We start from the raw sequence: 14,750 nt of genomic DNA, 5'->3' as shown, positions 1-14,750 counted from the left end.
CATTTTTTTTGTATATTCATCCTACGACATAAAGGTTTATAATCTTATTTTGTACATGACTATCTTAATCAAGATGAGAAAATAGCCGTTTGCAAAGTGAGGTATAAATTATTTAGCTTATTAAGAAAATTCATAGCGTCTTAACTTCAATAAAGGTCATTAAAAATCGAACTATATCGCAAAACTCAATGTTGTTACTTTAAAATTCGTTATTATTAATGCAAAAATAACTCGAATTTATCTATAGATAATAGTTTAAACAGATAGTAAATTCACATTTATATAATTTATATCACATAAATATAAACCCTAAAGAGCTAAAAACCAGTCCCAAAAGTATTTTGTCATTTATTGAATTGCAATCAAAAAACCGTATTTAAAAATAAGAGGATTGGTAGGTGAAATAAAAATGAGAGGTTATTAATAACCTCTCATAAATTGCCGTATAAATACTAACTATTTAGCAGCATTTTGTTCTTGTGCTGATTGAATAGCTGTTAATGCGATAGTATAAACAATATCATCTACCAATGCACCACGTGATAAGTCGTTCACAGGTTTACGCATACCTTGTAACATAGGACCAATTGAGACAAGATCTGCTGAACGTTGTACCGCTTTGTAAGTAGTGTTACCAGTATTTAAATCAGGGAAGATAAATACGGTTGCTTTACCCGCTACTTGTGAATTTGGTGCTTTAGATTTTGCCACATCAGGCATAACGGCAGCATCATATTGTAATGGACCATCGATCATTAGATCAGGGCGTTTTTCTTGTGCTATTCGAGTTGCTTCTTTCACTTTCTCAACATCGGCACCTTGTCCAGAACTTCCGGTTGAATAAGAGATCATTGCAACGCGTGGTTCAATACCAAAGGCAATTGCAGTATCAGCAGATTGGATAGCAATTTCCGCAAGCTCTTGCGCATTTGGATCTGGATTGATTGCACAGTCACCATAAATATAAACTTGATCAGGCATTAACATAAAGAACACTGATGATACAAGTGAGCTTCCTGGTGCAGTTTTGATTAATTGTAATGGTGGGCGAATTGTATTAGCCGTAGTGTGTACCGCACCTGAAACTAAACCATCAACTTCGTTTGCTTCAAGCATCATTGTACCAAGTACCACATTATCCGCTAATTGCTCACGAGCAATGACTTCTGTCATACCTTTGTTTTTACGCAATTCGACTAAACGTGGTACATATTTTTCACGAATACTATCTGGATCAACGATTTCAACACCGGCGCCTAACGTAACACCTTGTGATGCAGCCACTTTACGAACTTCATCTGGATTACCAATCAGCACACATTTTGCAATGTTGCGCTCTGCACAAATTGCAGCAGCTTTGATAGTTCTTGGTTCGTCACCTTCTGGTAATACCACAACTTTTTTTGCATTACGAGCAAGTTCAGTTAATTGATAGCGGAATGCTGGTGGAGATAAACGTCGAGTAGAACTTACAACTTCGTTTAATGATTTAATCCAATTTGTATCGATATGGTCAGCAACAAAGTTTTGAGTATTATCCATACGCTCTTTGTCATCAACTGGAATTTCTAAATTAAATTGTTGTAAATTAATTGAAGTTTGGAATGTATTGGTTTTAACCGTAAATATCGGTAAACCAGTGTCAAATGCTGGTTGACATAACTTATACACTTTTTCATCAATATCGTAACCACCAGTTAACAGTACCCCACCAATGGCAACACCATTCATCGCTGCTAAACTAATAGTAACCAATACATCAGCGCGGTCGGCAGAAGTCACTAAAAGCGCATTAGGTTGCAGGTGATTGATAATATTTTGAACGCTGCGAGAACAGAAAGAAACATGTTTAATTCGACGATTTTTAATTGCACCTTCATTAATAATTTTTGCATCAAAATGTTTAGCAATATCGATTGCTCGGCAAGCACTTAAATCAATATTCCACGGAATACAGCCAAGAACTGGTAACGGGCTATGTTCGCTTAACTCTTTAATAGTGATTTTTTTATTATCAAATTTTGGCGTATGATAAATTTCGGCCACATCAGGACGAGCAAGGTTTTGCTCTTCAACTGGAGCATTTACTTTATTAACAATGACACCAATAATCTTATCATTTTTAATGCCACCAAAATTAGAACGGGCAATCTCAATACGATCTTTTAACTGTTCAGGATTATCTTTACCCATATTTACAACAAAAATAATTTCAGCGCCAAGTGTTTTAGCAATGTTATTATTTAATTCATTAGCAAATGGATAATCAGTTGTTGGTACAATACCTTCAACTAAAACAACATCAGCACCTTTGGTATTTTCAGCATACAGAGCGACAATTTCTTCCATTAATACATCTTGTTGATTTAAACCTAATAGGTTCTCAACATGACTCATTTTTAACGGTTTTAAAGTAGGAATGGATGTGTTTGTGCTAACTAAAGTAGTTGTATTATCAGGGGCATCGCCACCTGCTCTTGGTTGCGCAACAGGTTTAAATACATTTAAATTAATACCTTGACGCTCCATCGCTCGAATAACACCTAGACTTACACCTGTTAAACCAACATTGGTACCTGTTGGAATCAGCATAATGGTACGAGACATAATTTGTTTCCTCTTAATTCTTTATTAAATCCAAAAAACAAACCGCCTTATAGGCGGTTTTAAAAACTTTTAAGCTGTTAAACGTGCAGCATCTTGGGCAATGACGAGTTCTTCATTGGTTGGAATTACCATCGCGATTACTGAACCATCTTTAGTAATTGTACCGCCTTTACCAAAACGAGCCGCTAAGTTGCGTTCTTGATCAAGTTCAATACCAAGTAAGCTTAATTTTTGTAAAGCCATACGACGAACTTCTTCAGAATTTTCACCGATACCACCAGTAAATACGATTGCATCTAAACGACCGTCTAATAACATTGCATAACCACCAATGTATTTTACTAAACGATGAACAAAAACATCTAAGGCATTTTTTGCATTTTCATCTTTATCGTAATTATCGGTTACATAACGACAATCACTGCTAACACCCGTTAAACCTAGTAAACCAGATTTTTTATTTAATAAGTTGTTAATATCAGCAACAGACATTTTTAAGTTGTCATGTAAGAAGAACATAATAGCAGGATCAATATCACCACTACGTGTACCCATAACTAGGCCTTCAAGTGGCGTTAACCCCATTGAAGTTTCAACACATTTACCATTTTTAACCGCAGTAATAGAGGCACCATTACCTAAGTGACAAGTGATCACGTTAGTTTCTTCAACTGGTTTATTTAATAATTTAGCTGCTTCACGGCTAACATAATAATGGCTTGTACCATGAGCACCATAACGACGAATACCATGTTTAGTATATAATTCATTAGGGATTGCGTATAAATATGCTTCTTTAGGCATTGTAGTATGGAATGCGGTATCAAATACTGCGACGTTTTTATCTTTTAAATGAGGAAAAGCGGCATAAGCTTCACGAATACCAATTAAATGCGCAGGATTATGTAAAGGTGCGAAAGCCGCTGCTTCTTCAATTCCTTTTAATACTGAATCATCAATTACAACTGATTGGGTATATTTCTCACCGCCATGAACAATACGGTGTCCAATTGATTTAATACTATCCAATAATTCTGGTTTTTGTGGAAAAATACTGTTAACAATAAAACGGATTGCTTCGCTATGCGCTGCACCAGCACCTAAAGAAGCTTCTTTCTTTTCACCATCTAATTTCCATTTAATACGAGCATCAGGAAGGTGAAAACATTCAGCTAAGCCAGATAAAAATTCATCACCATTTTCAGGGTTTATGATTGCAAATTTTAAAGATGAACTTCCACAATTCAGAACAAGAGCGTTATTACTTGATGACATAGTAATTCCTATAAATTGAATAAAAAGATATATACCAATCAAAATTGGTAACTCTACACATGATTAAATAATCAATGTGATATACAAGGCGACTTCTGATATCTTGGTTTTTAAGATAAAATAAAGAGAGCCCCCAATTTGAATGACACTATTTTAAGACATTAAAATGTGAATGTCGAGGAATCCAAATCAGATGAATTTAGTTAAAAAATTTAAGGCAGGTCAAACATATATGGATCTTTGCCCCAAAGATAAGGCGCTTTCATATTCATTTCCGGAATTAAAAATTATTAACCACATAAAAACCGCAAAAAAAATATTACCACCAATCATTATTGGCTTAATTGTTTGGCAATATTATCTGCCAGCACAATTAGCAGTAACGATTGTTACTATTCTATTTGCCTTGAGCTTACCTATTCAAGGAATATTATGGTTAGGCTATCGTTCTCAATCGCCACTACCATTATATTTGGTTGATGGTTATAACCGAATTAAATCACAACTAATTGAAAAAAAAATAATCAGTCCAAACCGAAATCCTAATGAAAAATTAACGTTTGAAGCACTAATGAAATTGATGAATCTATCTAAAATTCATCTAGGCAACTATTTTGGACAAGATGATGATACATCGAACCAACCATGAAAATATATCTATGCAGAATTTTTTAGAAAAATTAAAAGAGCAGATCAATCAACTTGAGCAACAGATCAACCTATCTGATCAACCCGCTTATCAAGAACACTATTTTGATGAACATCTGTTTAATAGCAGTAAGATTGAGGTCGATTTTCAATTTTATATCGATAAGATAAAGCTTACTTATCATTCTCTCTGTGATGCAGCTTTAACCGAAAAAATGAGTCAAATTGAATTCTTATCGGAAAAACTTATTGACCAAATTACTGCACTAAGTCGTGAGCTTGCTACTGTACATTTACGCAAGCAACCAACAAGTTATGTAATTCAAGAAACCGTTGCAGAAAAACATTCCAGACATTTAGATTATCTGCGACGATTGCAAGAGATGAAATATGAATTAGAACTATCGCCTGAGGCTATTGATTATACAAAAATAGCAGCATTAGATAATCGGATATATCGTTGTGAACAAGCAATAAAAAAGATTGAGTTAGATATGGAAAATGAGGTCTTCGATTAAAGTCGAATTATTTTATCAATGCAAATTTGAGATATTAACAGTGACCATCACTGCATGTTGGTGGCATATTGATTATTTATCTAAACCATGATTGTTAAATGATACACTTTAGCCTATCTAAAGCTAAATAATGCTCGTTTATAACAAATATAACAATATATATAAACTAAAACTTTTTAAATTAAAATTATGAATACATCATTTTGGTAAAAATTTAAACATGATAGCTATTAATTGATAATTTAAAGAAAAGTGAGTAGATATTATTAAATACCCCCCTCATAGCTAGTTATCATAAATGATTACGAATCAAATAGATAAAAAGATGTTATTTCCTCAAATTAAATAAATGATAAAATACGAAAAATCCTTCATATTTACTAAGTTAATTTTATACTTTAAGTACACTAATAAATAATTCGTGTAGCTTACGACTAAATTCCGAATTTTCCAATTCCTCTGGTAGAACTAGAACATAGTAGTATAAGTCTTTAAGATGTAGATTAATATTGTAAGGTTCGAAATTCGTTTCCCTTTCAAATTCAATCAAAGTTGCAACCGCGTTCAATGAAACTTTTTTAGCTTCTATCGTTACACAGCCTTCACCTTGCATATCAATGTTATAACCATTCTCATAGTGATATTCAAGCATTTCATTATTCTTATAACTAAATAACCACTCGTCTCCCATCCAAGGGTTATAATAACTTTTGTAGTTAATAGCTATCATTTTTTTTCTCCATTCGGAGAAAACAACATTTATAGGTTTAGTTGAATAAAAAGAGTTCCAAGAACCAGTCCAATCCATAAATACCCCAAAAATATTTCTTTTATTCAAAAAATGTGAGTAAACATTATAAATCAGAAGATAAAAACACCCAAATTAATGTACAAACATCAAAGAAATAGTATCGATTTTTTATAGATATATCTCTAAGAGTTTTTTATCAAACAATTTGTTGCCTAATATTCTTTTTCTTTTACTAAATATCAATTCCATCTCTTTATCTGTTAAAGACCTATTATGTTTTTTGCTTAGGTATAAAATTGTCAAAAAAGGATAAGCATAATAGTTTGGGAATAATATGATATCTTTTATCGTTTCAGGCTTTAACTCAATAAGATTGATAGCTCTTGGCAAATAAATATCTCTCACCTTAGTAAAAATCCATTCACAAGTTTTTTTTCTTTCTTCTTCATTTCTGGGTAAATCTACAGTACCACCCAAATTAGGAGCGAATGATTTAAAACCAATCTCCATTGAAGTATTCATTGCATAAACGACGCCTTCGGGGTTATTTGATCTATATGGTGGATTTATTTTATTAAAAAAAACAATTAATTCTGGAGAATCAACACTTGTACTGAGACAGTATCCCTGAGCATTATTTAAAAACCTGAAACCTATACGGCCACTTGCTTGATTATCTTTTGTTTTTTTTATGGATATTTCCGTTTTTAAACATTTGATATTTGGGCTATATATGATGTTTTCCTTTAAATAATTATACAATTCAAATTCAAACAATTTTCTTAATTCAGCTGTCACCGACATTTTTGCTCCTTAAAACATCATACATGAATACCTATATTATAGAAGCTTACTCATATATCTTTATCTCACATAATATATTGATTTTTTAGCAACCTATCTTTATTAATCTCATTAACAATAATTTTATAACTATCCTGTTTTATAAATTAAAAATTTTATCTGTTTAATTTATACGTTATTAATCTTCTAAAATACTTAAAGCCATTTCAGTAGCGCCCTTAATATCAATATCATTCGATTTTAGTGATATATTAAGGTCTTTCCTTAATCTTTCGTCGCGAAAAGCAACTGCTACTTGAGTAGTCCAGTACCTAACACTATCAACAATAGTTTCATCCTCCAATCAAACATACAGAGTAAGGAATAAACATAATTGATTATCAATACGATGATTTAATTGAATTAGAATCTAGATGGAACTAATTAAATAGTCATTAGAATGACTAAGGTGAGTAGCTAAGTATGATCCAATTATAAAATAATTTTTTGAGTTATTTCCCTAATTTGCGAATAATATGCTGATACATCTCTGGCTTTGAAATCTTTACCGTAATTACTAATTGTAAAGAAATCATGTTCAACAAAATGAGTAAATAATAAAAAAAGTGTATGTTCGAAAATAACGAATAGACCTTTAATCACCTCATTATAGTTATCAGTTTTACCAAATTCACCATACGCTTTTGCCAAACTATCACAAATATTTAACAATATTGAAAATTTTTCTTTATCAAAATAAGAATTTTCATGCAGTTGATATAAAAATGTCTGACTATCTTTCGCTTGAAATTCATTCAAAATATATTTTTCAAGCTTTATCCGTTTATCCATATTGCTTTTCTTACTGACATTACATGATAAAAATTATCAAAAATTTAATTTTATTTTCCGACATTTAAATTATCTAAATTTATAATACATAATATTTATAACTAACTGCATCATATATTATTTCACATTCCAAATCGTTTATTATATTCATTTGAATATTCAGTATCGACTATGAGTTTGCAGTAGCATTTATATAATTTAAATAACTATGAATTAGTAATAATATATCTTTATGAGCTAAATCAACAAGATATAAATCTACAATTCGCTTATTATCAATAATATACCATTGCCTATTTGTCGGTATTTGACATGGAAAATTATTGTTCTGTAAATAGAATTATTTGATAGCTTCGATTATTATACACTTCAATGTGTTCAAAACTCATAGATGATAGTTTAATTACGTTTGCTTACAATGCGGTCAAATAAGGTTAGTGACCATATTAAATTTACCTGATTAAAATCACGTTTTAATAAAATATAAATTTCAGTTAACTTTCTATTTAATATAGGTTTGAATAGGAGCGTGGTTCAATATTGCGCTTGCCGAGTTTGTCTACCTTTTCTAAAATCAGATCATAACAATAGGAAATATCATCGTTTTGTTTTAAATGTACGCCTTCTAAACAAACTCTATATATCCCTTTAGGAATACTTGAATTATGCCAACCAGTATATTCTTCCCATTGCCAAAAAACTGCCATATCGGCAATATATAAACTACCTGTTACATTAAGAAAAAAATATTTATCACTGAATATAACATTCCGATTGTCATTACTAGGAATTTCATTTAAAAACAATCTAACTATATACCCACCATCATCAATACCCATAATAGGTAATGCAATACCCTGATCTAAAACAGAATCTCCTTTATCGGTTGTTGTAAATTGTTGAAGTATATTCTCTCCATCATTTATTTTTCCATCAAAAGGGCCCAGTATCCCAGGATAATCAAAAATAATTATGCCATTAAAATCAACATCAACATCTATAGTTTTAATCACACTTACTTCCTGCTTTTCTATTATTTTCACTATTTGTTCATTTTACTCAATGCATTATAAATTTATAAAATCACACTAATAGATTTTATACACAAATTACTCATATTGTTCTAATTCGTTTTCTATTAGCGCTTTTAATTGCAAAGGAGAAATGATAATACTCTCTTTTTCCTTTACCGGAAAAAGGACTATATCAATTTTATCTTTTGCTAATCCATTTATCCATTTATCTAAAAATAATATAAATCGATTTTTTTAGCAAAATAGTCATATTTATGAGTTATATTGTATTCATTAACAAATTCTTTTTCAGGCCAAAAAGGTGTTATTCTTCTACCATTTTCATCAGATAATAGTAACCAGCCATTATCTCCATAACTGCTCCAAATTAATTCAAAATCTGCTACTTTTCTAATTAAGTATTCAAGTCTTTTATGCGAATCGAGTGATTGTACATTTAATAATTTTATATTATCCATATTCTCTGCCCCTAATAAAGAGTCAGTCACCTCTGATTTAGTTAAATCGAGATGCATTCTATTTTCAATATTGGTTATCTCACAACAAGCATGGACATGCTATTAACATTTTACCCATCTTATATAATTCTTTAGATATGAACATTTAATTTGACCGGCGCTGATAAATGAAATCAAAGCAAAAAGTTTTACTTGTGTCAAAAAAAGCCTGAATAATGAAATTCAGGCTTATATGGCAGATTATTACAAAGTTTATTACTATCTTTATATTGATCTCAAAATTTAAATATTCCTATATATTTAAGACCATTATAATTTTCTTTATAAGGTTTTTTAAGTACCGCTTCACTTGCTTTATACCAAACTAAAGCATTTGCTTTGGTTATGCCCATTTTATAACATTGATCTATAATTTTCTGTCTACAATCTATTCCTGGTGAAATTAATTTATCAATCAGTTCTCCAACATCAATCTCTTTTTTCAATGGTTCAGGATATCCGATAAAATCTTCATCATACCAATTAGTGCCTATATCTTTACAAAAACCACAAATCTTATACTCAGGGCTATCTAATTCCTCAGTAGTATAATCCAGTTCAAAATATTCCTCATATTTTTCAACTGGCATAAAATTTGACCCTATCCATAAATATTGATCCGATGATAGATCTTTATTAAATTGAGATTGGTATTTAGTCTCAGCACTAAATTCACCTATATACTTAAGTCCGTTATAATTTTCTTTATAGGGTTTCTTGACCTCTAGATTTAACATTGGATCATTATTTATATACCAAAATACAGAATTAGCCGTTGTGATACCTAATTTAATACATTGTTCATAAATCTTTTTCTTTTCACCTTCATTTACTTCTATTTTATCAATAATCGAATTGATATCTTGAGGTGTAGAAAACCTGTCGGGCATAATAAGCTGCTCTGACATATACACTACATCACCTATATCAGCACAGAATATGCATGATGGTGTAAGGAAATCATTAATTGGTATATTTTCATTCTGTTCAAAATATTGTTTATATTTTTTCTCTGAAGAAAAATTATTACCTATCCATAGCAGAATAGTCACTTTATCTACATCAATTTTACTCATGATAATCCTTTCTTAATTAACATTTAGATTTATATCTCATTTAGTAGAATGCTAAATACTTTTAAATTGATTAACTTCGCATCGTTTCAATATATCATATTGAAAGATATTAATTTACTATTCAACTACAGACGGTTTTCTGTGGAATAATATGCTATTAATGAGATACATCGAAAGATCGCGTACTTTCAGTAATATATTATTGGAATTCTAAAAAAGCATCGTTTTCATAATAAAAAATAAATGCTTCAAATAATTCATCTAATGACGGAACACCTAATTGTTGTTTTGCGTTTGCTACAATTTCCTCGATCGTTCCTCCATCTAAAACTTCAACCCAACCATCATTTTTAACTTGTTCTGGTAAATATTCATCAGAATCAGGAGGAAAATCCCTAGCATCTAAAGTAAAAACTCCTTTTGTAGACAATGTCCAGTTGTTTTTATTTGGAGGTAAACAAAAAAACTCTGTATTATTTTCTGGAGAAGATAAAACATCGCCAATGGAAATAAGATCCATAAACCACCTCGTTAAATATTTTCAATAATTACTGACCTGAAACTTGATACAGCTATCAGCTCGACCGGTTACATATTTACCAATTAAAATTCCACGGCCCACCTGAGTTTTCGTCAATTTGGTGCACACACTGATACAAATTAAATTCGCCAGCTAACCAAATCTGGGCCAGCAGAATAAAGCGCTCTATATCTGGATCATAATAACTGAAATTATTGTAGTGGAGTTAAATTTTTATCTAATTATTGGCCTTAACCCTTTAAATCTTATTAGATTAAGATATGTGAGGTTTTCTGTATTGGTTTATACCATAATTGGGAAGAGCATTCCCTGAGAATTTCATCAGCCTCATCAGTCAACTATTCCTGATTGCTGATAAAGACAAAAAATAATTTATTATTTTTATATGAATTCTTTATTTATGAATATAATACAGATGAATATCATATTCATTATCGCTTAAAGCAATTACTCTATCTGGGGACGTGAATACCAATGAAAAATCATATGTCCTATTGATTGAAAACAAGCTTAATATGAAGTCTGAAAAACTTTCGACATAAAAAGATATACTCACATTTCCGGAATAGAACATATTACACATAATATCCTTTTTTATATTCAATATACTTTCAACTTCCCTAGCTAGGATATTTCTATTTATAGGTAAATTAAAAAAATTTTTTTAATATCATTATCAATTTTATTTATTTCTTTTAACATTTTTCTATGCCATATAAATTCATTATCATGTAAAAATGATACATTAAATGAACTAACACCATTTAATTTGGTTGCATAATCTCTTGCTCTAAATAAATTTAATTTATCTTTTAAACTCGTTTTCATATTTTTATGCAGGCATAACTATATCAGTTGCAATTATATTTATAACATCACCTGATTGCATTTCTATCTCTATATATTTGTATTTCGTATCATCTTTAAGATTAAATTGATTTACGCTTACACTTTCGCCCCATTTATCCCATTTTGGTATATTAATGCCTTTAATACCTTTGCATATAATATCCATAGGAATAGAAGAATTATTAAGGAACTTAATTATAAGAGTACTTTCTTGCCAATCAAGAATCAAAGATACTAATGTCCAATCATGCATATTTAAAATTCTTTATTATTTAGTGTTTAATGGCATATGTGCCTCAAATGTTTTCTTTGATAGAACTTTATCATCAATACTATGACCTTTTCCTACAACAATTATTTACCAGATAATGTGTATCTTAGTTGAATATAAACTAAGACACTCTTTTTGCCAGTAATAGGATCTAAATTTGCATCTTTCCTATCACTGCTTTTGGCTTGTTTGAAATTTAACTTTGATTTCTATCGTCCCTATCAATTTTAAAAAACTTCTGACCGCAAATATTTTTAAGATTAATATGTAGTGATTTTTATAACATCTATAAGATATAAAAATCTATATATACATACTTACTTTTTAATTTCGCTAATTAACAAGGTAAGGCCTCACATATATAAACTAAATTAAATGTTTTATTAAAAATTACATTGATTATATAAATTAGTTAATCATAAGAAACCAAGTTTAAGTGCTTTATCTTTTTCGCCGCCCCAAGGATCATCAATCAGGTATCTGGCAACTATTGGGCTTTCTGCTGGAACAAAAGTAAATTTGTAAAAAACCTCATCATTTTCGCAAATTTCATAATAAAGATCATATAAAGATCTATCAAATGCTATGTTTATTTTGAATTTTTCTGCAGCTGATGCAACTTCTACATTATCACTATTATTAATATAAAAAGGAGTCACAATACACCGTTGTGTATTTTCATCCATAACAAAATTATCTGTTAGATTTAAAACAACATTAGCTCCAAAAGCTTCGTCAGGTAAAGGATCAAATATAACATAATCTTTATGAATGACGGCACCTTGTTCAATATTCTCTTTACCCCATTGAGATAATTTTTCAGAATAAGCTCTAGATCGAACTAAAATTTGATTATGGGAAATCAACAAATCAACTACTTGATTGTTAGGGTTTTCCATGCACTACCTCCATTTGAATTTTACTTTTTGTCAGACAACCCCCAACATAACTATTCGATTGCTTTACTATGAGCCTGATTATTATGCAGATCAATGTGCCTAACATGCGCTATTAGACCTTTTTAAATAAATCCATTAATCATTTCAATCAGGTCTGATTTCGTTTTAACTTTTTTTTATTTTTAATAACTATTTAATAAAAAATCTATTTATCTTCTTTCATCGCACTTACTAATCGAATCGTTTTTCCAGAATCAACAAGCATCATCTCCATACATGGCTCTGCTCCACTATATAACCTGAATAATAGATAGCTAGAATTATTTGCTTTCGTTATACAATAAAGCAAGGAGCCCTACCCATCAGATCAATTAGGTGCAGATATTAGCTGATCATTATTCACACATGGATAATAAAAAACACCTACAATAGGAAAATTACCTCCTTTGCGAAGGTCCAAATGTATCTCTTCGACCCTATTTCGGCTTGCTATTGGTTCGAGGGAGCAATTTAATTCTTTTTTAAGTATTGTTTCTATCTCAGTGAGATTGCTATTATTCACTATGCTAAACGCTATCATTTTATTTTCCAATTGATAGGTCACTTAAACATTATCTGTTCTTTTATTAGATTATATTGAACATCTTGTCTATTTTATTTGCATTTTATTACACGTCTTTGGCCACAAAATAGGCAAAGGCATGGTTAGTTAAATAATGCCCATCTTCCCCATTAAATTTCTTCGCAGCGTCCGGCCAGGCAAAAAAACGTGTCTCAGGTTTATCCGCAATCTGCCCCGTTTCCTGATTAATTAAATAAACTTTCTTGGCGCCTTTTTTAAATATTTTCCATACCGCTTTTACAAATTTATCGGTCTCAGGTTGTTTTACCACATCATAAGAAGCAGTTAATCGACCATTTCTTAAAGACTCAGTATCATAATTGGCTAATTCAGAACATGAAAAGCGGACAAGACCTTCTCCAACCATAGCACCATCATAATTTGACCCTGGATAATGTATAACGTATTTTTTTTATAATCTTCAATACTTAAAATATCGGTATTTATAATACTAAAATCTATATTTTTAGCTATTTCCATATCCAGTACATCTGAAATTGGTATATTCAGATCTGGCCAAATATATTGTGTAATAAATTTAACCGACTCAATCTGATCTTTTAAAACTTTGGAGAACTCTACTGCATCCACTGCAGTCATGAAGATTTCTAAAGCAGGCAGTTTAATTTTACCAGTCATATAATTTCACTTTAATAGTTAAAATAATTAGATAACATGTTAATCTATTTTATTTTATATATTTTTCCAGATTCCATTTTGATATATCAAGTGCTCCCGAAGAGGGTATAGTTCCTTTTGGTACGGCAATCACAACTGCATCATGATCTTGCTTAAGAATGCGATTGGCATTTTATAAATAAAATCAAAATTATTTAGATCGTCAGAATAAAAAATCAGCAATAGCTATTTTATTTGCATTTTATTACACGTCTTTGGCCACAAAATAGGCAAAGGCATGGTTAGTTAAATAATGCCCATTTTCCCCATTAAATTTTTTCGCTGCATCAGGCCAGGCAAAAAAACGTGTCTCAGGTTTATCCGCAATCTGCCCCGTTTCCCGATTAATTAAATAAACCTTCTTGGCGCCTTTTTTAAATATTTTCCATACCGCTTTTACAAATTTATCGGTTTCGGGTTGTTTTACTACATCATAAGAAGCAGTTAACCGACCGTTCATTAAAGATCCAGGTGCATAACCAGCCATTGTTGAACATGAAAAACGGACAAGACCTTCTCCAACCATAGCACCATCATAATTTGCCCCTGGATAATGTATAACATATTTTTTTTTATAATCTTCAATACTTAAAATATCGGTATTTATAATACTAAAATCTATATTTTTAGCTATTTCTATATCCAGTACATCTGATATTGGTATATTCAAATCAGGCCATCTATATTGTGTAATAAATTTAACCGATTCAATCTGATCTTTTAAAACTTTGGAGAACTCTACTGCATCCACTGCAGTCATAAAGATTTCTAAAGCAGGTAGTTTAATTTTACCAGTCATATAATTTCACTTTAATAGTTAAAATAATTAGATAACATGTTAATCTACTC

The 14,750-nt window shown here is 30.7% G+C and carries 16 protein-coding genes and 1 pseudogene; 2 read left to right on the top strand and 15 right to left on the bottom strand.

Annotated features, from left to right (window positions below; translation table 11 throughout):
- Window positions 1-456: 456 nt before the first annotated feature.
- Together pta and H3S74_RS02370 are read right to left on the bottom strand one after the other, a co-directional pair.
- Window positions 457-2,607, bottom strand: a complete 2,151-nt coding sequence (gene pta / locus H3S74_RS02375) for a phosphate acetyltransferase (protein ID WP_198247142.1) — start codon at window positions 2,605-2,607, stop codon at window positions 457-459.
- A gap of 69 nt (window positions 2,608-2,676) precedes the next feature.
- Window positions 2,677-3,882, bottom strand: coding sequence for an acetate kinase (locus H3S74_RS02370; RefSeq protein ID WP_110447983.1), 1,206 nt, complete (start codon window positions 3,880-3,882; stop codon window positions 2,677-2,679).
- Between the two features lie 193 nt (window positions 3,883-4,075).
- Here H3S74_RS02370 and yfbV point away from each other — a divergent pair, with 193 nt between their 5' ends.
- Both yfbV and priC read left to right on the top strand, forming a co-directional pair.
- Complete coding sequence (gene yfbV / locus H3S74_RS02365; protein WP_198199711.1) at window positions 4,076-4,531, top strand: terminus macrodomain insulation protein YfbV; 456 nt, start codon at window positions 4,076-4,078, stop codon at window positions 4,529-4,531.
- Window positions 4,532-4,541: 10 nt separating this feature from the next.
- Window positions 4,542-5,048: a primosomal replication protein PriC gene (priC, locus tag H3S74_RS02360; protein ID WP_198247141.1), complete on the top strand. Its 507-nt coding sequence runs from the start codon at window positions 4,542-4,544 to the stop codon at window positions 5,046-5,048.
- 391 nt (window positions 5,049-5,439) lie between these two features.
- On the opposite strand, the gene H3S74_RS02355 is transcribed toward priC, so the two are convergent.
- The 13 genes and pseudogenes from H3S74_RS02355 to H3S74_RS02290 form a co-directional block, all read right to left on the bottom strand.
- Window positions 5,440-5,856, bottom strand: coding sequence for a hypothetical protein (locus H3S74_RS02355; RefSeq protein ID WP_198247140.1), 417 nt, complete (start codon window positions 5,854-5,856; stop codon window positions 5,440-5,442).
- Window positions 5,857-5,967: 111 nt separating this feature from the next.
- The gene (locus H3S74_RS02350; RefSeq protein WP_198199703.1) at window positions 5,968-6,603 is read right to left on the bottom strand and encodes a hypothetical protein; all 636 of its coding nucleotides are present in this window, start codon (window positions 6,601-6,603) and stop codon (window positions 5,968-5,970) included.
- A gap of 471 nt (window positions 6,604-7,074) precedes the next feature.
- Complete coding sequence (locus H3S74_RS02345) at window positions 7,075-7,434, bottom strand: hypothetical protein (protein ID WP_198247139.1); 360 nt, start codon at window positions 7,432-7,434, stop codon at window positions 7,075-7,077.
- Window positions 7,435-7,940: 506 nt separating this feature from the next.
- Window positions 7,941-8,477, bottom strand: a complete 537-nt coding sequence (locus H3S74_RS02340) for a hypothetical protein (RefSeq protein ID WP_198247138.1) — start codon at window positions 8,475-8,477, stop codon at window positions 7,941-7,943.
- Between the two features lie 66 nt (window positions 8,478-8,543).
- Window positions 8,544-8,926 (bottom strand): annotated as a pseudogene (locus H3S74_RS02330) (DUF2750 domain-containing protein).
- Window positions 8,927-9,201: 275 nt separating this feature from the next.
- Window positions 9,202-10,041 (bottom strand): immunity 22 family protein, encoded by an 840-nt coding sequence (locus H3S74_RS02325; RefSeq protein WP_198199693.1) that lies wholly within the window; start codon window positions 10,039-10,041, stop codon window positions 9,202-9,204.
- A gap of 199 nt (window positions 10,042-10,240) precedes the next feature.
- A complete protein-coding gene (locus H3S74_RS02320) occupies window positions 10,241-10,561 on the bottom strand; it encodes a hypothetical protein (protein ID WP_198221511.1) in 321 nt (106 codons plus the stop codon).
- Between the two features lie 660 nt (window positions 10,562-11,221).
- Entirely contained in the window at window positions 11,222-11,410 is a 189-nt protein-coding gene (locus H3S74_RS02315) for a hypothetical protein (protein WP_198247137.1), read from the bottom strand.
- 4 nt (window positions 11,411-11,414) lie between these two features.
- Window positions 11,415-11,684, bottom strand: coding sequence for a hypothetical protein (locus tag H3S74_RS02310; protein WP_110447991.1), 270 nt, complete (start codon window positions 11,682-11,684; stop codon window positions 11,415-11,417).
- Window positions 11,685-12,118: 434 nt separating this feature from the next.
- Window positions 12,119-12,601: a competence protein ComJ gene (gene comJ / locus H3S74_RS02305; protein WP_086364676.1), complete on the bottom strand. Its 483-nt coding sequence runs from the start codon at window positions 12,599-12,601 to the stop codon at window positions 12,119-12,121.
- Window positions 12,602-13,269: 668 nt separating this feature from the next.
- On the bottom strand, window positions 13,270-13,590 hold the full coding sequence (locus tag H3S74_RS02300; RefSeq protein ID WP_198247136.1) for a hypothetical protein: 321 nt from the start codon (window positions 13,588-13,590) through the stop codon (window positions 13,270-13,272).
- The gene (locus tag H3S74_RS02295) at window positions 13,548-13,862 is read right to left on the bottom strand and encodes a hypothetical protein (RefSeq protein WP_198247135.1); all 315 of its coding nucleotides are present in this window, start codon (window positions 13,860-13,862) and stop codon (window positions 13,548-13,550) included. Before H3S74_RS02295 ends, H3S74_RS02300 begins: the two co-directional genes overlap by 43 nt.
- 244 nt (window positions 13,863-14,106) lie before the next feature.
- Window positions 14,107-14,700, bottom strand: a complete 594-nt coding sequence (locus H3S74_RS02290; protein WP_198247134.1) for a hypothetical protein — start codon at window positions 14,698-14,700, stop codon at window positions 14,107-14,109.
- Window positions 14,701-14,750 lie beyond the last annotated feature (50 nt).

The sequence above is a fragment of the Gilliamella sp. W8126 genome (assembly GCF_016102185.1).
GTDB classification, from domain to species: domain Bacteria; phylum Pseudomonadota; class Gammaproteobacteria; order Enterobacterales; family Orbaceae; genus Gilliamella; species Gilliamella apis_A.
The sequence above is the reverse complement of the archived record's forward strand: the minus strand, read 5'-3'. Positions and strand labels throughout refer to the sequence as shown.